At 71.0% G+C, this 20,358-nt stretch carries 18 protein-coding genes; 8 read left to right on the top strand and 10 right to left on the bottom strand.

All coding sequences use genetic code 11. The annotated features are described in order from the left end of the window. Positions 1-183: 183 nt before the first annotated feature. Entirely contained in the window at positions 184-2,898 is a 2,715-nt protein-coding gene (gene ppdK / locus ACFWEE_RS24395) for a pyruvate, phosphate dikinase (RefSeq protein WP_386892113.1), read from the bottom strand. Between the two features lie 671 nt (positions 2,899-3,569). Between ppdK and ACFWEE_RS24390 the strand changes: the two genes are divergently transcribed. Beyond that, positions 3,570-4,892, top strand: a complete 1,323-nt coding sequence (locus ACFWEE_RS24390; RefSeq protein WP_386892111.1) for a hypothetical protein — start codon at positions 3,570-3,572, stop codon at positions 4,890-4,892. Between the two features lie 96 nt (positions 4,893-4,988). Here ACFWEE_RS24390 and dusB read toward each other — a convergent pair whose 3' ends face one another. After that, positions 4,989-6,137: a tRNA dihydrouridine synthase DusB gene (gene dusB, locus ACFWEE_RS24385; RefSeq protein WP_386892109.1), complete on the bottom strand. Its 1,149-nt coding sequence runs from the start codon at positions 6,135-6,137 to the stop codon at positions 4,989-4,991. A gap of 219 nt (positions 6,138-6,356) precedes the next feature. On the opposite strand from dusB, the gene bla reads away from it, so the two are divergent. Further along, positions 6,357-7,274: a class A beta-lactamase gene (bla, locus tag ACFWEE_RS24380; protein WP_386892108.1), complete on the top strand. Its 918-nt coding sequence runs from the start codon at positions 6,357-6,359 to the stop codon at positions 7,272-7,274. A gap of 80 nt (positions 7,275-7,354) precedes the next feature. Here the strand turns inward: bla and ACFWEE_RS24375 are convergent, their stop codons facing one another. The 3 genes from ACFWEE_RS24375 to ACFWEE_RS24365 all read right to left on the bottom strand — a co-directional run bounded on the left by ACFWEE_RS24375 (position 7,355) and on the right by ACFWEE_RS24365 (position 9,547). Beyond that, complete coding sequence (locus ACFWEE_RS24375; RefSeq protein ID WP_386892106.1) at positions 7,355-7,585, bottom strand: DUF6243 family protein; 231 nt, start codon at positions 7,583-7,585, stop codon at positions 7,355-7,357. Between the two features lie 219 nt (positions 7,586-7,804). Continuing rightward, positions 7,805-8,008, bottom strand: a complete 204-nt coding sequence (locus ACFWEE_RS24370) for a hypothetical protein (RefSeq protein ID WP_386892105.1) — start codon at positions 8,006-8,008, stop codon at positions 7,805-7,807. 156 nt (positions 8,009-8,164) lie between these two features. Beyond that, positions 8,165-9,547: a glycine--tRNA ligase gene (locus ACFWEE_RS24365; RefSeq protein ID WP_386892104.1), complete on the bottom strand. Its 1,383-nt coding sequence runs from the start codon at positions 9,545-9,547 to the stop codon at positions 8,165-8,167. 222 nt (positions 9,548-9,769) lie between these two features. On the opposite strand from ACFWEE_RS24365, the gene ACFWEE_RS24360 reads away from it, so the two are divergent. The 4 genes from ACFWEE_RS24360 to ACFWEE_RS24345 are packed head-to-tail and all read left to right on the top strand — an operon-like array spanning position 9,770 to position 13,036. After that, on the top strand, positions 9,770-10,741 hold the full coding sequence (locus ACFWEE_RS24360) for a metal ABC transporter substrate-binding protein (protein ID WP_386892102.1): 972 nt from the start codon (positions 9,770-9,772) through the stop codon (positions 10,739-10,741). 38 nt (positions 10,742-10,779) lie between these two features. Beyond that, positions 10,780-11,637: a metal ABC transporter ATP-binding protein gene (locus ACFWEE_RS24355; protein ID WP_386892100.1), complete on the top strand. Its 858-nt coding sequence runs from the start codon at positions 10,780-10,782 to the stop codon at positions 11,635-11,637. Then, complete coding sequence (locus ACFWEE_RS24350; protein ID WP_386892098.1) at positions 11,637-12,530, top strand: metal ABC transporter permease; 894 nt, start codon at positions 11,637-11,639, stop codon at positions 12,528-12,530. Before ACFWEE_RS24355 ends, ACFWEE_RS24350 begins: the two co-directional genes overlap by 1 nt. Before the next feature lie 26 nt (positions 12,531-12,556). Continuing rightward, entirely contained in the window at positions 12,557-13,036 is a 480-nt protein-coding gene (locus ACFWEE_RS24345) for a Fur family transcriptional regulator (RefSeq protein WP_386892096.1), read from the top strand. 60 nt (positions 13,037-13,096) lie between these two features. Here ACFWEE_RS24345 and ACFWEE_RS24340 read toward each other — a convergent pair whose 3' ends face one another. The 4 genes from ACFWEE_RS24340 to leuA all read right to left on the bottom strand — a co-directional run bounded on the left by ACFWEE_RS24340 (position 13,097) and on the right by leuA (position 17,601). Next, positions 13,097-13,933 carry an isoprenyl transferase gene (locus ACFWEE_RS24340; protein ID WP_386892095.1) on the bottom strand — a complete coding sequence of 279 codons (837 nt, stop codon included), beginning with the start codon at positions 13,931-13,933 and terminating at the stop codon, positions 13,097-13,099. 49 nt (positions 13,934-13,982) lie between these two features. Next, the gene (recO, locus tag ACFWEE_RS24335) at positions 13,983-14,729 is read right to left on the bottom strand and encodes a DNA repair protein RecO (RefSeq protein ID WP_327175732.1); all 747 of its coding nucleotides are present in this window, start codon (positions 14,727-14,729) and stop codon (positions 13,983-13,985) included. Between the two features lie 103 nt (positions 14,730-14,832). Then, entirely contained in the window at positions 14,833-15,531 is a 699-nt protein-coding gene (locus ACFWEE_RS24330) for a TerB family tellurite resistance protein (RefSeq protein WP_386892093.1), read from the bottom strand. Between the two features lie 285 nt (positions 15,532-15,816). After that, the gene (gene leuA, locus ACFWEE_RS24325; protein ID WP_386892091.1) at positions 15,817-17,601 is read right to left on the bottom strand and encodes a 2-isopropylmalate synthase; all 1,785 of its coding nucleotides are present in this window, start codon (positions 17,599-17,601) and stop codon (positions 15,817-15,819) included. Positions 17,602-17,895: 294 nt separating this feature from the next. Between leuA and ACFWEE_RS24320 the strand changes: the two genes are divergently transcribed. Then, a complete protein-coding gene (locus ACFWEE_RS24320; protein WP_386892090.1) occupies positions 17,896-18,978 on the top strand; it encodes a M4 family metallopeptidase in 1,083 nt (360 codons plus the stop codon). 19 nt (positions 18,979-18,997) lie between these two features. Beyond that, positions 18,998-19,264, top strand: coding sequence for a protealysin inhibitor emfourin (locus ACFWEE_RS24315; protein ID WP_386892088.1), 267 nt, complete (start codon positions 18,998-19,000; stop codon positions 19,262-19,264). Between the two features lie 59 nt (positions 19,265-19,323). Here the strand turns inward: ACFWEE_RS24315 and era are convergent, their stop codons facing one another. After that, positions 19,324-20,298, bottom strand: coding sequence for a GTPase Era (era, locus tag ACFWEE_RS24310; RefSeq protein ID WP_386892086.1), 975 nt, complete (start codon positions 20,296-20,298; stop codon positions 19,324-19,326). Between the last annotated feature and the right edge of the window lie 60 nt (positions 20,299-20,358).

Below are 20,358 nucleotides of genomic sequence, written 5' to 3'. Positions count from 1 at the left end.
GCCCGTGAGCCCGTACCCGTGAGCCCGTACCCGTGAGCCCGTGTCCCCGGAGGCATGGGAGGAGCGGCGGCACCCCCGCACAGGGTGCCGCCGCTCCGGTTCCGGAGGCGCCGCCCGGGCCTGGGCGAGGGTCGGGTGTGGCCCGGTGGTGGCGGCTCCGGAAGTCAGGGGTGGAGGAAGAGGTCAGCCGGTGGCGTCGCCGCCCTTCGGCGCCGCGGCGGCCCGCCCCGCCTCCAGCCGGGCGACCGGGATGCGGAAGGGCGAGCAGGAGACGTAGTCGAGGCCGACCTCGTGGAAGAAGTGCACCGACTCCGGGTCGCCGCCGTGCTCGCCGCAGACGCCGAGCTTGAGGTCGGGGCGGGTGGCGCGGCCGGCCGCGGCGGCGCTGCGCACCAGGGCGCCGACGCCGTCCTGGTCGATGGTCTCGAAGGGGGAGACCCCGAAGATGCCCTTCTCCAGGTAGGCGGTGAAGAAGGAGGCCTCCACGTCGTCGCGGGAGAAACCCCACACGGTCTGCGTGAGGTCGTTGGTGCCGAAGGAGAAAAACTGCGCGGCCTCGGCGATCTGACCTGCGGTCAGCGCCGCGCGGGGCAGCTCGATCATGGTGCCGATGGTGAGCCGGAGGTCGGTGCCGGTGGCGGCCTCGACCTCGGCGACGACCTGGTCGGCCTCCTCGCGGACGATCTCCAGCTCCTGGACCGTGCCGACGAGCGGGATCATGATCTCGGCGCGCGGGTCGCCCTTGGCGTTCTTCCGGTGCGCGGCGGCCTCGGCGATGGCGCGTACCTGCATGGCGAAGAGGCCGGGGATGACCAGCCCGAGGCGGACTCCGCGCAGGCCCAGCATCGGGTTCTGCTCGTGCAGTTTGTGGACGGCCTGGAGGAGCCGCAGGTCGTTCTCGTTGGCGTCCTTGCGGGACTCGGCGAGCGCGACCCGCACCGAGAGTTCGGTGATGTCGGGCAGGAACTCGTGGAGCGGCGGGTCGAGCAGCCGTACGGTGACGGGCAGTCCGTCCATCGACTCGAACAGCTCGATGAAGTCGGCCTTCTGGAGCGGCAGCAGCTCGGCGAGGGCCGCCTCGCGTTCGGCGTCCGTGTCGGCGAGGACCAGCTTCTCCACGAGGACGCGGCGTTCACCGAGGAACATGTGCTCGGTGCGGCAGAGCCCGATGCCCTGGGCTCCGAAGCGGCGGGCGCGCAGGGCGTCCTCGGCGTTGTCGGCGTTGGCCCGTACCCGCAGGCGGCGCATCCGGTCGGCGTACGCCATGATCCGGTGGACGGCGCCCACGAGTTCGTCGGCGTCGTCGGCGCCCGCGTGCATCCGGCCCTCGAAGTACTCGACGACCGGGGAGGGGACGACAGGCACCTCGCCGAGGTAGACCTTGCCGGTGGAGCCATCGACGGAGACGAGGTCGCCCTCCTCGACGACGGTGTCGCCCACGGTGAGCCGGCGGCGCTTGGTGTCGACCTCGATCTCCTCGGCGCCGCAGACACAGGTCTTGCCCATGCCCCGGGCGACGACGGCGGCGTGCGAGGTCTTGCCGCCGCGCGAGGTCAGAATGCCCTCGGCGGCGATCATTCCGTCCAGGTCGTCGGGGTTGGTCTCGCGGCGGATCAGGATGACCTTCTCGCCGGAGCGGGACCACTTGATGGCGGTGTACGAGTCGAAGACGGCCTTGCCGACGGCGGCGCCCGGGGACGCGGCGATGCCCCGGCCGAGCAGCGTGGTCTTCGCGGTGTCGTCGAAGCGCGGGAACATCAGCTGGGCGAGCTGGGCGCCGGTGACGCGCTGGAGCGCCTCGGCCTCGTCGATGAGCCCTTGGTCGACGAGTTGGGTGGCGATCCGGAAGGCGGCACCCGCGGTGCGCTTGCCGACGCGGGTCTGGAGCATCCACAACTGGCCGCGCTCGATGGTGAACTCGATGTCGCAGAGGTCGCGGTAGTGGGTCTCCAGCGTCTCCATGATCTGCATCAGCCGGTCGTACGAGGTCCGGTCGATGGTCGCGAGTTCGGCGAGCGCGACGGTGTTGCGGATGCCCGCGACGACGTCCTCGCCCTGGGCGTTCTGCAAGTAGTCGCCGTAGACGCCCTGGTGGCCGCTGGCCGGGTCGCGGGTGAAGGCGACGCCGGTGCCCGAGTCGGGTCCGAGGTTGCCGAACACCATGGAGCAGATGTTGACGGCGGTGCCGAGGTCGCCGGGGATGCGCTCCTGGCGGCGGTAGAGCTTGGCCCGGTCGGTGTTCCACGACTGGAAGACGGCGTGTATGGCCAGATCCATCTGCTCCCGGGGGTCCTGCGGGAAGTCGCGGCCCGCCTCGGTCTTCACGATCCGTTTGAAGTTCTTGACGAGCTTCTTGAGGTCGTCGGCGCCGAGGTCGGTGTCGACCTCGACCTTCTTGGCCCGCTTGGCGTCCTCCAGCGCCTCTTCGAAGAGGTCGCCGTCGACGCCGAGCACGGTCTTGCCGAACATCTGGATGAGCCGGCGGTACGAGTCCCAGGCGAACCGCTCGTCGCCCGCCTGCGCGGCGAGTCCGACGACGGAGGCGTCGGAGAGGCCGATGTTGAGGACGGTGTCCATCATGCCGGGCATCGAGAACTTGGCGCCGGAGCGTACGGAGACCAGGAGCGGGTCGTCGGCCTGGCCGAGGGTCTTGCCCATCCGGGCTTCGAGGGCGGCGAGATGGGCGCTCACCTCGTCGCGGAGCTCGGCGGGTTCGACGCCGGTGTCGAGGTAGACCTTGCACGCCTCGGTGGTGATGGTGAAGCCGGGAGGGACCGGCAGACCGAGGTTGGTCATCTCGGCGAGGTTCGCACCTTTCCCGCCGAGCAGGTCCTTCAGATCCTTGTTGCCCTCGGTGAAGTCGTAGACGAACTTCTGAGGACCGTTGTTTCCCGACACGGGTCTCGACTCCTTGAGGACGCGGTGGGTGCCCTGACGGCCAGGAACATACCCAGATCAAAGGCGTCTGGTGGTGTCCGCTTCTCCATCGTGCGACCGCAACCACCCGTCTGCCAGCAGATCGAAAGTGAGGGGCCGTCGAGGCCTCCCGGGGCGGTGCGTTCACCTCTCGAACACGGGATGACGCTCCGTCGACACGCCACCGCGAAATCGTGACGCCCGGTGAGGAAGGGGCCGATCGATCAAAGTCCGCACATCTGGCACGCAGTGCCATCATTTGAGAAGTTGCGTCACACCGGAGGGCCGTGCAAGCCGCTCATCTGAGCAAAACATGCCTCAGACGTGGCGAGAATCACGCCGACCGGAGCGCCCCGATGCCACCATGCGGACATCCCGTGATCAGGCCGTCGCCACCCGCCGCTCTCCTGGAGCCCGGGGAGCGGGGGCCTGAGGGCGGCGAGGAAACCGGAGGCCGGGCGCCCGCCGCCCACGGGAAGGCCGGCGACCGCGGGCCCGCCAACTGGCATGAAAACAGAAGCGCTTCGGGACGCCCTCTCATGTGATGATCCTTCCGGCACGTCGGGTCCGCCGGCGGCTTCCGCATCACACCCTGGGGGAACTCCTTGAGGCAGATCGCTGCTGGACATCAGGTACGTCTCAGATCCGGTGCCGTGACGTTGGCCGTGGCCGGCCTGCTGGTCGGCGGCCTCAGCGTCCCCGCGTTCGCCGACGACGATCCGCCGCAGACCGACCAGCTGTGGATCAACAGCCCGTACGAGCAGACTCTGCCGCTCGGCACCGGGGGCGGGCAGCCGCAGACCCGCGTCCTCGATGTCGGCCTCTACCACGACAACCAGAACTTCACGGTGACCGACGGCAGACTGACCGTCGACGCCTCCGGTCTCACCGGTGTCGCCGACGTGACCTGGCCCGACAACTGCGCGCCGACGGGTGCGACCGCGGTGTGCGACATCCCGACGGTGCCCGTGATCGGGAGGGACTACCAGCCCCAGGTACTGCTGACGGTCCGCGCCGCCGACGGAGCCGGAGCCGGCACGCAGGGCACCATCACCTACGGGGCAACGGCCACCGGCGGCCCCGACGGCGCGCTCACCGCACCGCAGGAGAGCTTTTCCACGACGGTCACCGTCGGCTCGGGGCCCGACCTCGCTCTCGACCCCGTCGCCGACGTCGAGGGCGCTCAGCCCGGCGCCGAGCTGACGATCCCGTTCCGGGTCACCAACCACGGCAACGAGAACGCGAACGGGTTCAGCGTCACGCTGTACACCTCGTACGGCCTCACGGACCCGACCCCGTACGACGCCTGCGACTACACCACGTCGGACAGCGACGAGTACGCACCCTCGGGCCACGTGAACTGCGCGTTCGACCAGGTGCTGGCGCCGGGCGAGTCCTTCGAGCTGCCCGAGCCGCTGACCGTACGGCTCGCCGCCCACGCGCTGAACGAGCGCCTGGACATCGACGTCGAGCCCGGCGGCGGAACCCAGGATCTCGACTCCGCGAACAACTACGCCATCGTTCAGATCGGCGCGGAGAACACCGCCGACTTCTCCGTGACCGGTGACGCGGTCTCCGGTGCCGCGGGCGAGACCGTCACGGCCGACCTCACGTTCGAAAACCACGGCCCGGCCTGGTTCGGCAACCTCGGCTCCGGCGATCCGGCCGCCAAGGTCCGGCTGATCGTGCCCGAGGGCACCACGGTCACGGGCGTGCCGTCCGACTGCTCCCCCCGCACCCTCGCCGGGAGCTACTACCCGTCGCGGACGGGCGCCCCGCGTTACGACTGCGCCCTGCCCTACTGGGTCCGGGAGGACACGCGGCACACGTTCACGCTCTCCCTGCGCGTCACCACCGTGGTGCCCGGCGCGACCGGGGCCGTGAGCATCCACCCCGGGTACGGCGAGTTCGGCGCCCCGCCGTTCGGCTTCGACCCGGACCTCACCAACAACACGGCGGTTCTGACCGTCAACTGACGGCGGCCGGTGCGCCGGTGGCCCTCTGGCACGAGGTGCCACCGCCGCACCGGAGGCTCCGTACCCCCTTGGCGGACCGTCGCCGGTCGGCCGCTGTCAGCCGCCGGAGGTGTCCAGCTCGGCGTCCGCGCTCACGCCGGAGCAGTCGTACGGGTCCTTCAGCCAGCCGTCCGGGAGCACGACCCGGTTGTTGCCCGAGGTGCGTCCGCGCGGGCCGTCCGCGCCGTCCGGCCAGGGCTGGTCGAGGTCCAGCTCGTTCAGCTGACCGGCCAGCTCCTCCAGGGAGGAGGTGATCGCGAGCTTCTTGCGCATCTCCGAGCCGACCGCGAAGCCCTTGAGGTACCAGGCCACGTGCTTGCGGAAGTCGATCACGCCGCGCGCCTCGTCGCCGATCCACTCGCCCAGCAGGGTCGCGTGGCGCACCATCACCTCGGCGACCTGGCGCAGGACGGGCTCGTGCCTGGTGTTCGTACCGTCGAAGGCGCCGACCAGGTCGCCGAAGAGCCAGGGGCGGCCGAGGCAGCCGCGGCCCACGACCACGCCGTCGCAGCCGGTCTCCGCCATCATCCGCCGGGCGTCCTCGGCGGACCAGATGTCGCCGTTGCCGAGGACGGGGATCTCCGGCACGTGCTCCTTGAGGCGGGCGATGGCCTCCCAGTCGGCGGTCCCGCCGTAGTGCTGGGCGGTGGTCCTGCCGTGCAGCGCGACGGCGGTCACGCCCTCCTCGACGGCGATCCGGCCCGCGTCGAGATAGGTGAGGTGGTCGTCGTCGATGCCCTTGCGCATCTTGATCGTGACCGGCAGCTCACCGGCGTTCCCCACGGCCTCGCGCAGGATGGCGCGGAGCAACGGCCGCTTGTACGGGAGTGCCGAGCCGCCGCCCTTACGGGTCACCTTGGGGACCGGGCAGCCGAAGTTCAGGTCGATGTGGTCGGCGAGGTTTTCGTCGACGATCATGCGGACGGCCTTGCCGACCGTGACCGGGTCCACACCGTAGAGCTGGATCGACCGGGGGGTCTCGCTCGCGTCGAAGTGGATGAGCTGCATCGTCTTCTCGTTGCGCTCGACCAGCGCCCGGGTGGTGATCATCTCGCTGACGAACAGCCCCCGGCCGCCGGAGAACTCCCGGCACAGGGTGCGGAACGGCGCGTTGGTGATACCGGCCATGGGGGCGAGGACCACCGGCGGCTGCACGGTGTGCGGGCCGATGCGGAGCTGCTGGGGCGCGGGGGCGAGCGTGGTCATCCCCCCATTGTCCCGTACGCGCCGCACTCCTCCGCCGGGCCGGTCCCGTCCGTCCCGCCGCACCCCTCCGCCCCGTCGGTCCCGCCCGTCCCGCCGCGCCCTTCCGCCCCCGTACGTCCCGGGCGCCACGCCCGCACCGCCGGAACGCGGGGTTCCGGCCCTGGGTGGCTAGCGTCGGGCGGCATGACCTTACGTACGGAACGACGAGAGGTTCCCCCCGTGCCGCACCGCTCCCCCGCCTCGCGCCCCTCCCGCCGGAGCCTGCTGACGCTGGCCGGGGCGGCCGGGGCCGCCACGCTGCTCGCGGCCGGAACCGCGCACGCCGCAGCGCCCCCGGGCGCTGCCGCGGACCCCGCACGGGACGCGCTGCGGGCCCTGGAGCACGAGCACGGCGCCCGGGTCGGGGCGTACGCCCGCAACCTCGCCACCGGCCGCACGGTGGCCCACCGCGCCGACGAGCGCTTCCCGCTCTGCTCGACCTTCAAGACGCTCGCGGCGGCGGCCGTCCTGCGCGACCTGGACCGGGACGGCGAGGTGCTGGGCCGGCTGGTCCGCTACACGGAGGCCGACCTGGTCTCCGCCTCCGACGTCACCCGGGCCCACCTCGCCACCGGGATGGCCGTGGCGGAGCTCTGCGACGCGGCGGTCTGCGACAGCGACAACACCGCGGGCAACCTGCTGCTGCGGGAGCTGGGCGGCCCGGCGGCGGTCACCCGCTTCTGCCGGTCGCTCGGTGACCGCACGACCCGGCTGGACCGGTGGGAGACGGAGCTGAACTCGGCCGAGCCCTGGCAGTGGCGGGACACCACCACTCCGTACGCGCTCTCCCTGACGTACGCCCGGCTCGTCGTCGGTGACGCCCTCGCGCCCGCCGACCGGGAACGGCTGACCGGCTGGCTGTTGAACTGCCGGACCAGCGCGACCCGCTTCCGGACCGGGCTGCCGCAGGACTGGACCGTCGCCGACAAGACGGGCGGCGGCTCCTACGGCACCTGCAACGACGCGGGTGTCGCCTGGACCGCCGGGGGCGAGCCGGTGGTGGTGACGGTGCTCACCACCAAGCCGCAGCAGGCGGCTGTCGGCGACCATCCGCTGGTGGCGAGGACGGCGGCGGTACTGGCGGCGGCGGTCGGCTGAGCCGGGCCCCCGCAACGCCCGTGGGGCCCGGCCCGCCACGACGGCGGTCCGGGCCCCACGGCCGTGCTCAGGTCAGCGCGTCAGCTCCGGCCCCCGGCGGAGTCCGCCGCAGCCGTGTCCGCCGTGTCCGTCTCCGGGGCGGCGGTCGTACCGGTGGCGCGCTCGCGCATCTTGCGGAGGAGTTCCTGCTTCTTGTCCTCGGCCGCCTTGCGGTCGGCGTCGCGGACGGTGCCCGCGCCCTGCTGGTCGGCCCGGGTCAGCTTCTTGCGCTGACCGCCGACGCCGAGGAGGTTGTTGCGGCTCTTGGCCATGGTGTTCTCCGATGTGGGGTGAGAAGGGGGTCCGTGGGACACACGGATCGATCCGTGGGGCGGCGGGCCCGGAGCTCGTACGGGGTCGTACCGCTCGGCCCTGCCGCGCGCTCACTCGTAGATCTGGAAGAACGACATGCCGGGAACCGTACCCCGCGCCCGGAGCGGCCCGCACCGGATTTTCCCCCGCCCCGCACCCCGTAGGGTCCTGGCGGCGCCTCAGGCCCCCGGGTCGATCACCGCCTGGTGGGCCTCGGCGAGGTGCTCCTGCGCCTTCAGCCAGGGGAGGAACTGCGCGCCCTTGCGCCAGCCGCAGGTCGCGCAGGTCAACAGCCGCTGGACCCCCGACTTCCGCACGTGGACGACGTGTTCACGGCCGTGCCGGTCCCAGCGGGTGACCTTGCTCTGCGTCGTGGACACCATGGCGGCCTCCGGGGTAGGGGTGCGCCCAGTGTGCGGCGAAGCCCCCGGACCCGTGCGGGGTCCGGGGGCTTCGGAGTGAAACCGTGATGCGCTGAACTGCGATGCGCTGAACCGTGGTGCGCTGAACCGTGGGGTGCCGCGACGCCGGTAGGAGCGTCAGCAGCCCAGCAGGCGGGCGCCCAGGTACGCCTGGATCTGGTCCAGGGAGACGCGCTCCTGCTTCATGGTGTCGCGCTCGCGGACGGTCACCGCGTTGTCGTCCAGGGTGTCGAAGTCGACGGTGACGCAGAACGGCGTACCGATCTCGTCCTGGCGGCGGTAGCGGCGGCCGATGGCACCGGCGTCGTCGAACTCGATGTTCCAGTTCTTGCGCAGGTCGGTGGCGAGGCCCTTGGCCTTCGGCGAGAGCTGCGGGTTCCGGGAGAGCGGCAGGACGGCGACCTTGACCGGCGCGAGGCGCGGGTCGAGGCGGAGCACGGTGCGCTTCTCCATGACGCCCTTGGCGTTGGGCGCCTCGTCCTCGACGTAGGCGTCCAGGAGGAAGGCCAGCATGGCGCGGCCGACACCGGCCGCCGGCTCGATGACGTACGGCGTCCAGCGCTCGTTGGCCTCCTGGTCGTAGTAGACCAGGTCGGTGCCGGAGGCCTTGGAGTGCGCCTTCAGGTCGTAGTCGGTGCGGTTGGCGACGCCCTCCAGCTCGCCCCACTCGCTGCCGCCGAACTGGAAGCGGTACTCGATGTCGGCGGTGCGCTTGGAGTAGTGGGAGAGCTTCTCCTTCGGGTGCTCGAACCAGCGCATGTTCTCCGCACGCATGCCGAGGTCCGTGTACCAGTTCCAGCGCTGGTCCATCCAGTACTGCTGCCACTCCTCGTCCTCGCCCGGCTTGACGAAGAACTCCATCTCCATCTGCTCGAACTCGCGGGTGCGGAAGATGAAGTTGCCCGGAGTGATCTCGTTCCGGAAGGACTTGCCCATCTGCGCGATGCCGAACGGCGGCTTCTTGCGGGACGTCTGCTGCACCTGGCCGAAGTTGGTGAAGATGCCCTGGGCGGTCTCGGGGCGCAGGTAGGCGACCGAGCCGGAGTCCTGGGTCGGGCCGAGGTGGGTGGAGAGCAGACCCGAGAACTGCTTGGGCTCGGTGAAGGTGCCCTTGTTGCCGCAGTTGGGGCAGTTGAGGTCGGCGAGGCCGTTGGCGGGGAGCTTGCCGTGCTTCGCCTCGTACGCCTCCTCCAGGTGGTCGGCGCGGTAGCGCTTGTGGCAGGAGGTGCACTCGGTCAGCGGGTCGCTGAAGGTGGCGACGTGGCCCGAGGCGACCCAGACCTCGGGGGCCAGGATCACCGACGAGTCGAGACCGACCACGTCCTCGCGCGAGGTGACCATGTAGCGCCACCACTGACGCTTGAGGTTCTCCTTCATCTCCACGCCCAGCGGGCCGTAGTCCCAGGCGGCCTTCTGGCCACCGTAGATCTCACTGCAGGGATAGACGAAGCCACGGCGCTTGCTCAGGCTGACGATGGAGTCGATCTTGTCGGCGGCCACGGTGCTCTCTTCATTACGACGGCGAAATGGGACAGAAGCGGCGCTGAGCGCCTCGCTGGGGGGTGGTGCTCAGGAGACGGGCGAGCGAATGGCCAAGATTACCGGCGGGCGCACCCCCCGGATCAAATCGGGGGCCGCTGTGCGCTCCCGCACCCCTCATGCCACCAGTCGGTTCATCATCCTTGTTGACAATCGTTTCCAGCTTTGTTGAAAATGGGATTCATGAACGTACGCCGCCTCATACCCGCCACCGCCGTCGCCGGCGCGGTCGCCCTCGGCATCACCGCGCTCTCCGCCTGCTCGGGCCCCGGCACCGCCGGCGGGTCCGACGGCAAGCTGGACGTCGTCGCGTCCTTCTACCCGATGCAGTACCTGGCCGAGGAGATCGGCGGCAGCCACGTCTCGGTCACCACGCTGACCAAGCCGGGCGTCGAACCGCACGACCTGGAGCTCAGCCCCCGCCAGATCGGTTCGCTGGGCGACGCCGACTACATCCTGTACCTCAAGGGCATCCAGCCCGCCGTGGACGACGCCATCGCCCAGTCCGGCGTGAAGAACACCGTGGACGCGGCGACGCTGACCACGATGGAGACGCACGGCGCCGAGGTGGACAGCCACGACCACGCCGGTTCCGGCGCCGAGGAGCACGCGGACTCCGACGAGGAGACGGCCGGCCGCGACCCGCACGTCTGGCTGGACCCGGTGAAGTACGCCGAGGTCGCCCAGGGCGTCGGAAAGTCGCTGGAGAAGGCCGACCCGGACAACGCCGCCGACTACCGCGCGAACACCGAGGCGCTGGTCGGGAAGCTGGACGCGCTGGACACGGAGTACGCGGCCGGGCTGAAGTCCACCACCACCAAGACCTTCCTCACCACGCACTCCGCCTTCGGCTACCTCGCCGAGCGCTACGGCCTCACCCAGGAGGGCATCGCCGGAGTCGACCCCGAGGCGGAGCCGAGCCCGGCCCGCATCAAGGACCTCCAGCACGTCGCCGAGCACGACGGCGCCACCACCGTCTTCTTCGAGACGCTCGCCAGCGACAAGACGGCGAAGACCCTCGCGAAGGACACCGGACTGCGCACCGACGTCCTGGACCCGCTGGAGGGCATCACGGAGAAGTCCAAGGGCCACGACTACATCGAGGTCATGAAGTCCAACCTCGCCGCCCTCCAGAAGGCCCTGGGCGCCAAGTGACCGACGCCACGCCCCCCGCGACCGGACCGGAGAAGCGCATGGACCAGCCCAGCATCCCCGCCCCGGCCCCCGCCGCCGACAGCAGGACCGGCGCAGCCGCCGACAGCAGGACCGGCGCCGGGGCCGGAAGGCCGGCGACCGAAGCCGTGATCCGGCTCACCGGCGCCACCGCCACCCTCGGCTCCCGCCCCGTCCTGCGCGGGGTCGACCTGGCCGTCCACCGCGGCGAGGTCGTCGCCCTGCTCGGCGCCAACGGCTCCGGCAAGTCCACCGCCGTACGCTCCGTCATCGGCCAGGTCCCCCTGACCGGCGGCACCGTCGAACTCTTCGGCACCCCGCTCCGCCGCTTCCGCCGGTGGGCGCGCGTCGGCTACGTACCGCAGCGCACCACCGCCTCGGCGGGCGTCCCCGCGACCGTCCGCGAGGTCGTCTCCTCCGGGCGGCTGTCCCGCACCAAGCTGCGCGTCCCGGGCCGCGCCGACCGCGCCGCCGTCGACCGGGCCATCGCCCTCGTCGGCCTCGCCGACCGCGCCGGGGACTCGGTGAGCGCGCTCTCCGGCGGCCAGCACCAGCGGGTCCTGATCGCCCGCGCGCTGGCCTCCGAGCCCGAACTGCTGATCATGGACGAGCCGATGGCCGGGGTCGACCTGGCCAGCCAGGAGATCCTCGCCGCCACCCTGCGCGAGCAGGTCGCCGCAGGGACCACCGTGCTGCTGGTCCTGCACGAGCTGGGCCCGCTGGAGCCGCTGATCGACCGCGCGGTCGTGCTGCGCGACGGCTGCGTGACGCACGACGGCCCGCCGCCGCGCTCGGTCGGGCAGCACGCGCTCCCCGGCCACGACCACGTCCACCCCCACGCGGCTTCCGAGCCCGTCCGAACGGGACTGCTGACCTGATGGAATTCCTCGAACCCGCCTTCATGCAGCGCGCGCTGATCGCCGCCGTCCTGGTCGGCATCACCGCCCCCGCCATCGGCATCTACCTCGTCCAGCGCCGCCAGGCCCTCATGGGCGACGGCATCGGGCACATCGCGATGACCGGAGTCGGCCTCGGCTTCCTGCTCTCCACCAGCCCCGTCTGGATGGCCACCGCGGTCGCGATCGCCGGCGCCGTCGTCATGGAGCTGATCCGCTGGTTCGGCCACACCCGCGGCGACATCGCGCTGGCCATGCTCTTCTACGGCGGCATGGCGGGCGGTGTGCTGCTGATCAACATCTCCGACACCGGCTCGAACGCCAACCTCACCTCGTACCTCTTCGGCTCGCTCTCCACCGTCTCCTCCTCGGACGTGTGGGCGATCGGTCTGCTCGCCGCGTTCGTGGTGCTGGTGACCGTGGGGCTGCGCCGTCAGCTCTTCGCGGTCAGCCAGGACGAGGAGTTCGCCCGGGTCACCGGGCTGCCGGTGCGGCTGCTGAACCTGCTGATCGCGGTGACGGCCGCCGTGACGGTGACCGTCGCCATGCGGGTCGTCGGCCTGCTGCTGGTCAGCGCCCTGATGGTGGTGCCGGTCGCGGCGGCCCAGCAGGTGTCGAAGTCCTTCCGGCTGACCTTCGTGCTGTCCGTGGTGATCGGCACCGCCGTCACCCTGGCCGGCACCGTCACCTCGTACTACCAGGACGTCCCGCCCGGCGCGACGATCGTGCTGCTGGCCATCGCCGCCTTCGTCGCACTGACCGCGCTGGCCGCGCCACTGGCCCGCCGCAGGGCCCGTGGGCGCACCGCGCGGACGGAAGCGTGCACCCTGGAAGTGCCGGCCGGCCGCACCGCCGCGGACGACGTGCACGTATGAGGATTTCGCCCGGTCCGGCTGGCACAATGGCCCGACATCTGTACGGGCGACATGAGGAGGCAGCTGTGGCGGCGCCGATCAGTGGCACGAACGCGGCTCCGGTACGGGGGCGGTCCACCCGCCAGCGGGCGGCTGTCGCGGCGGCGCTCGACGAGGTCGACGAGTTCCGCAGCGCCCAGGAGCTGCACGACGTCCTCAAGCACCGGGGCGACTCGGTGGGGCTGACCACCGTCTACCGCACCCTGCAGTCCCTCGCCGACGCGGGCGAGGTGGACGTGCTGCGCACCACCGAGGGCGAGTCGGTCTACCGCCGCTGCTCGACCGGTGAGCACCACCACCACCTGGTCTGCCGGGTCTGCGGCAAGGCCGTGGAGGTGGAGGGCCCAGCCGTGGAGCAGTGGGCCGAGACGATCGCCTCGCAGCACGGCTACGTCAACGTGGCGCACACCGTGGAGATCTTCGGGACCTGCGCCGAGTGCGCGGGCTGCGCGGACGAGAAGCACTGACGCACGGCGACGGCGGGAGAGGGGGAGAACCGGCCACCGGTTCTCCCCCTCTCCCCTTCGTCACGCTCCGGGTGCGGGCTCCACGGCCGCCGGGGCGGTCTCCTGCGCACCGCCGAAGCGGCGGTCGCGCTGGGCGTACTCCAGGCAGGCGCGCCACAGGTCGCGGCGGTCGAAGTCGGGCCACAGCACGTCCTGGAAGACCATCTCGGCGTACGCGCTCTGCCAGATCAGGTAGTTGGAGGTGCGCTGCTCGCCGCTGGGGCGCACGAAGAGGTCCACGTCCGGCATGTCCGGGTAGTAGATGTACTTCGCGAAGGTCTTCTCGTTGACCTTCGAGGGGTCGAGCTTCCCGGCGGCGACGTCCTCGGCGATGCGCTGCGCTGCGTCGGCGATCTCGGCCCGGCCGCCGTAGTTGACGCAGAAGTACAGCGTCATTTTGTCGTTGTCCTTCGTCTGCTCCTGGGCGACCTGGAGCTCCTGGACGACGGACTTCCACAGCTTGGGCATCCGGCCGACCCAGCGGATGCGGATGCCGAGTTCGTCCATCTCGTCGCGGCGGCGGCGGATGACGTCCCGGTTGAAGTTCATCAGGAACTTCACCTCTTCCGGGGACCGCTTCCAGTTCTCGGTGGAGAACGCGTAGAGCGAGAGGTTCTTCACGCCCATCTCGATGCAGCCCTTGAGGACGTCCATCACGACGCCCTCGCCGACCTTGTGGCCCTCGGTGCGCGGCAGGCCGCGCTCCTTGGCCCAGCGGCCGTTCCCGTCCATCACGACGGCCACGTGCTGAGGCACCAGCTCGGCGGGGATCTTCGGGGGCGTCGCACCGGAGGGGTGCGGCTCGGGGGTCTTGTACGTGCGCCGGTTACGGCCGCCGAGGATCCCGCGTACTGCCATGAGCTTCTCTCGTCTCCCTGTGTCGCTCTTCCACGAACCGCTGCGAGGGTCACTGTTCCACGTACCGCAGCGAGCGCAGACCGCGCTCCAGATGCCAGTGCAGGTAGGCGGAGACCAGTCCGCTCCCCTCCCTGGCATGCCGCGCCTCGCACGCGTCCGCCGTCGCCCAGTCGCCGCTGAGCAGCGCGCTCAGCAGGGTCAGGGCCTCCGCCGAGGGTACGACGCTGCCGGGCACCCGGCAGTCGGTGCAGACGGCTCCGCCGGCCGCGATCGAGAAGAAACGGTTCGGACCGGGCATTCCGCACCGCGCGCAGTCCTCGAAGCTGGGGGCGTAGCCGTTGACGGCGAGGGAGCGCAGCAGGAACGCGTCGAGGATGAGGTGGGGCGCGTGCTCGCCCCGGGCCAGGGTGCGCAGTCCGCCGACGAGGAGGAGGTACTGCTGGACGGCGGGTTCGCCCTCGTGGTCGGTGAAGCGCTCGGCGGTCTCCAGCATCGCGGTGCCGGCGGTGTAGCGGGCGTAGTCGGTGACGATCCGGCCGCCGTACGGGGCGATGGTCTCGCTCTGCGTGCAGAGCGGCAGGCCGCGGCCGATCAGCTCGCTGCCGCGCGCGAAGAACTGCACGTCCACGTGGGAGAAGGGTTCGAGGCGGGCGCCGAACTTGGACTTGGTGCGGCGCACCCCCCGGGCGACGGCACGCACCCGGCCGTGGCCGCGGGTCAGCAGGGTGATGATCCGGTCGGCCTCGCCCAGTTTCTGCGTACGCAGTACGACGCCGTCGTCCCGGAACAAGCTCATGGACCCATTGTCGCCCACCGGCCCGCGAACGGGCCGGGGGTGCCTGCGGGCGCCCCTGCCGCCCCCTCTCACCCCCGGCGACGCCGGGAGGGCCCCGCGGCGCTCAGGAGGGCGTGCGGGCGGCTTCCGTGAGCAGTCGGGCGGTGTCCTCGGGGCAGATCCGCAGGGCGCGGCCCACGGTCGTCAGTACCTCGCGCTCGGCGGCGCCGTACGGGCCGTCGGCCAGCGCGATCCGGGCACCCTGGAGCAGCACCGACTCGCGGCCCGCCGGGACCAGGTGGTGGGCGAGCGGCGTGAGCACCTCGTGCAGCTCGATGGCGAGCGCCGCACCGCACGCCCCGGCGGCGCCGACGGCGTCGTCGTGGCCGATGTCGGCGGTCAGCACCTCCACGATGGTGAGGAGCTGCTCCTCCGAGCATTCGTCGAGCCCGGCGTCGCGGACGGTGTGCGCGGCGGTCTCCAGGGCGGTCCGGGGGGTGCCGCCCGAGGCCAGGACGGCGAGCGCGACCGTATGCACGGCCTCCCGGAGCATGGTGGAGAACCGGGTGGTGGTGGGGTGTTCCAGCGCCTCGGTGCCGAAGTGGGCGCCGCAGTCGGCGCACTCGACGACGGGGCCCGTCTCGCCGCGCCGCAGCAGCGGCACTCCGAGCACGGTGAGCCTGCGACGGCCGGTGAGGCGGCGGTAGTTGCGGTCCCCGCCGCAGTCCTGGCAGAAGAATTCGCCGTCGCCGACGACGTCCCACGCGGTGCGGAGGCCGTAGAGACCTGTTCTCAGGGCGCGTTGTCCTTTGGCTGACCGCACGTCGCACACCTCCGTAACGCTCCGGCAACATTGCCGTGTGTTGCACGTGATGTTAGCCACATGCGCGCGGCGGCGTCATCACCCTCACTGTCACAACACCCGGAAATGGCCGAACCCCGCCCGCCCGGAAGGGGCGGACGGGGTTCGGCGAACCGTGCTTCACCGGATCAACCGGACATGCGTACGGGGCGTACCCCCACAGGTCGCCCGGTCGGCGGCGAACCGGCCGGGAAGCCGGGCGACGGCGTCAACCGGCCATCGCGCGACCGGTGCCGCGGCACGGGGTCAGCGGCCCGCGCGGTTGACGGCGGAGACGACCGCCTTGAGCGAGGCCCGGGTGGTGTTGGCGTCGATGCCGATGCCCCACAGGACCTTGCCGTCGATCGCGCACTCGATGTAGGAGGCGGCCTGCGCGCTGGCGCCCTCGCTCATGGTGTGCTCGGTGTAGTCCAGCAGGCGCGCGTCGATGCCGATGCCCGCCAGCGCCTCGAAGAAGGCGGAGATCGGGCCGTTGCCCGTACCGGTCAGCACGGTGTCCACGCCGTCCACGGTCGCCTCGACGGTCAGCGTGTCCCGGCCGTCCTGCTCGGTGGTGGTCTGGCCCGAACGGATCTGGACCCGTCCCCAACGGGCGGCGGCGTCGTCGGTGTTGGGCAGGTACTCGTCCTCGAAGGCCGACCAGATCTGCGCCGGGGTGACCTCGCCGCCCTCGGCGTCGGTCTTGGCCTGGATGATCCGGGAGAACTCGATCTGCATCCGGCGCGGCAGGTCCAGCTTGTGGTCGTTCTTCAGGACGTACGCGATGCCGCCCTTGCCGGACTGCGAGTTGACGCGGATCACGGCCTCGTAGGAGCGGCCGACGTCCTTCGGGTCGATCGGCAGGTACGGGACGGCCCACTCGATCTCGTCGACGGTCCTGCCCCGGGCGGCGGCGTCGGCCTCCATGGCGTCGAAGCCCTTCTTGATGGCGTCCTGGTGGGAGCCGGAGAAGGAGGTGTAGACGAGGTCGCCCGCGTAGGGGTGGCGCGGGTGGACCTCCATCTGGTTGCAGTACTCGCTGGTGCGGCGGATCTCGTCGATCTGCGAGAAGTCGATCTGCGGGTCGACGCCCTGGGAGAAGAGGTTCATGCCCAGGGTGACCAGGTCGACGTTGCCGGTGCGCTCGCCCTGGCCGAACAGGCAGCCCTCGACGCGGTCGGCGCCGGCCATCAGCGCCAGCTCGGCGGCGGCGACGGCCGTGCCGCGGTCGTTGTGCGGGTGGACCGACAGGCAGACGAACTCACGGCGGGAGAGGTTGCGCGACATCCACTCGAACCGGTCCGCGTGCGTGGACGGCGTCGAACGCTCCACGGTGGCGGGCAGGTTGAGGATGATCTCGCGGCCCTCCTCCGGCTGCCACACGTCGCAGACGGCCTCGCAGACCTCCAGGGCGAAGTCCAGCTCGGTGTCGGTGAAGATCTCGGGGCTGTACTGGTAACCGAAGATCGTGTCGCCGCCCAGGATCTTCTCGGCGTACTCCATGACCAGCCGGGTGCCGTCGACCGCGATCTGCTTGACCTGCTCCTTCGAACCGCGGAAGACCACGCGGCGGAAGGTGGGGGCGGTGGCGTTGTACAGGTGGACGGTGGCCCGGTGCGCGCCGCGCAGCGACTCGATGGTCCGCTCGATCAGTTCCTCGCGGGACTGGGTCAGGACGGAGATCGTCACGTCCTCGGGGATCGCGCCCTCTTCGATGATGGAGCGTACGAACGCGAAGTCGGTCTCGCCGGAGGCCGGGAAGCCGACCTCGATCTCCTTGTAGCCCATCTTCACGAGCAGGTCGAACATCTCGCGCTTGCGGGCCGGGGACATCGGGTCGATCAGGGCCTGGTTGCCGTCGCGCAGGTCCGTGGAGAGCCACCGGGGCGCCACCGTGATCCGCTTGTCCGGCCAGGTGCGGTCGGGGATCTCGACCGCTTCGTACGGGCCGTACTTGTGGATCGGCATTCCGGAAGTCTTCTGGAGCTGCGTCGCGTTGGTGATCGGCGTGGGACGGCCGACAGAATTACCGGAAGTGTTCACGGTGGTCATGACGTGGGGCTCCTCGGGGTCCAGCTGGTGGGACGGCCGACTGTGTCGCTGCAGCACCAGACTCCGCGGGGAGGGGGTCGGCCTACGACTACAGGCCCTCGCCGCGGCAGCTAAGGAGAAGCAGCCCGAAACGCATGATGCGACGAGAGTAACCGAGAGGTGTGCGGGACGCCGGTCCGTATCAGTATGCGGGACCGTGCACACATGACGAGTAAACAGTGATGCATCACTCTATTTCGTCAATTGCCGTCGCAACCAGTGACAGAGCGATGACAGAGTGCCACAGTCATTTGCATGATCTCTCGATCCCACGACGGTTCCGGTATCCACCCCGTCTTCTGCACCATCGTTCCGCCGCACCTCCTCGACCAGTTGGCGCAGTCCGACGACCCCGCGGTCGCCGGACCCGCCCGGCGCACGCTCGACGCGGACGGCACGCGCCGCACCCTGCGGCACGCGGCCTCGCTGGCCGCCACCGCCCCGGCGCCGGCCACCGCGGGCGCCGTTCCCAGCAAGCCCCGCCGCACCCTCTACGACTGCCGCCACCACACCCTGCTGCCCGGACGCAAAGTCCGCGGCGAGGGCGACGAGCCCACCGGCGACGCCAGCGTCAACCGCGCGTACGCGGGCTTCGGCGCCACCTTCGACCTGCTGCTCTCCGCCTACGGCCGCAGCTCGCTCGACGGGAAGGGAATGCGGCTCATCGGCTCGGTCCACTACGACCGCGACTACAACAACGCCTTCTTCGACGGCCAGCAGATGGTCTTCGGCGACGGTGACGGCGAGATCTTCCTCGACTTCACCCTCTCCATCGACGTGATCGCCCACGAGCTGGCGCACGGACTCACCCAGCACACCGCCAACCTCGTCTACGAGGGCCAGGCCGGCGCGCTCAACGAATCCGTCTCGGACGTCTTCGGCTCCCTGGTCAAGCAGTACTCCCTGGGGCAGAGCGCCGAGCAGGCCGACTGGCTGATCGGCGCGGGGCTGCTCGCCCCCCGGGTCACCGGGGAGGGGCTGCGTTCACTGAAGGCGCCGGGCACCGCGTACGACGACGACGTGCTCGGCAAGGACCCGCAGCCCGCCTCCATGGAGGACTACGTCGAGACCGACGACGACAACGGCGGCGTCCACCTCAACTCCGGCATCCCCAACCGCGCCTTCTACCTCGCCGCGTCCGCCCTCGGCGGCAACGCCTGGGAGCGGGCGGGCCAGATCTGGTACGACGTGCTGACCGGCGGCGAGCTGACCGCGACGGCGGACTTCGCGGACTTCGCCCGGCTCACGGTGGCGGCGGCCCGCGACCGCTTCGGCGACGGGGACGAGCGCGAGGCCGTGATCAAGGGCTGGTCGGAAGTGGGCGTGCCGACCTCGTGAGCGGGTCAGTATGGGTCCCATGCGCATTCGAGTGAGCAGGACCGGCGGGTTCGCCGGCCTCTCCCGCCGGGGTGAGATCGACACGGCCGGGCGGGAGGACGCCGCCGCCTGGGAGTCCCTGGCCCGTTCCGCGCTCGCGGAGGGGGCCGGGTCCCCTCCGGCGGGAGTGCCGGACGGCTTCCGGTACACGATCACCGTGGACGGGCGGTCCGTGCACTGCGCGGACCCGCACCTGACCGACGACCAGCGCACGCTGGTCTCACGCGTCCTCGGCGAGGGGGCGTGAGACCGGCGGCGCGCCGATGCCGCTGACGGAAAGGCGGGCAGAAAGGCCGGCGGGGCGGCTCAGAAGCCGAGCTTGCGCAGCTGCTTCGGGTCGCGCTGCCAGTCCTTGGCGACCTTGACGTGCAGGTCGAGGAAGACCGGCGTGCCGAGCAGCGCCTCGATCTGCTTGCGGGACTTGGTCCCGACGTCCTTCAGCCGCTGCCCCTTGGGGCCGATGATGATGCCCTTCTGGCTGGGGCGCTCGATGTAGACGTTGGCGTGGATGTCCAGCAGCGGCTTGTCCGCGGGACGGTTCTCGCGGGGCAGCATCTCCTCGACGACGACCGCGATGGAGTGCGGCAGCTCGTCGCGTACGCCTTCGAGCGCGGCCTCACGGATCAGCTCCGCGACCATGACCTGCTCGGGCTCGTCGGTGAGGTCGCCCTCCGGGTAGAGCGGCGGGCTCACCGGCAGCAGCGGGGCGATCAGGTCGGCGAGCAGCCCGACCTGCTCGTCCTTGACCGCCGAGACCGGCACGATCTCGGCCCATTCGAAGCCGAGCTCCTGGCCCAGCTGGGAGACGGCCAGCAGCTGTTCGGCGAGCGCCCGGGAGTCGACCAGGTCCGTCTTGGTGATGACGGCGATCTTCGGGGTCTTCTTGATGGCGGCGAGTTCCTTGACGATGAACTTGTCGCCGGGGCCGAGCTTCTGGTCGGCGGGCAGGCAGAAGCCGATGACGTCGACCTCGGCCCAGGTGGTCCGCACGACGTCGTTCAGCCGCTCGCCGAGCAGGGTGCGCGGCTTGTGGAGTCCCGGGGTGTCGACCAGGATCAGCTGCGCGTCGTCACGGTGCACGATGCCGCGCACGGTGTGCCGGGTGGTCTGGGGGCGGTTGGACGTGATCGCCACCTTCTGCCCGACCAGAGCGTTCGTGAGGGTGGACTTGCCCGCGTTGGGGCGGCCCACGAAGCAGGCGAAACCGGCCCGGTGGGGGGCGGTGTCCGTGGCCTGCCGCGCAGCGGCTTCGGGGTTCGGTCGAGCGCTCATGGCGCCCATTGTCCCCGATCGCGGCGGCGCGGTGCACAACGGCCGCCCGCCCGGCCCGGCGACGCGTGC

Origin of the sequence: Streptomyces sp. NPDC060184 (assembly GCF_042728795.1) — a bacterium.
GTDB lineage: Bacteria > Actinomycetota > Actinomycetes > Streptomycetales > Streptomycetaceae > Streptomyces.
Note: the sequence above shows the minus strand (reverse complement) of the source record. Positions and strands in the feature narration are given on the sequence as shown.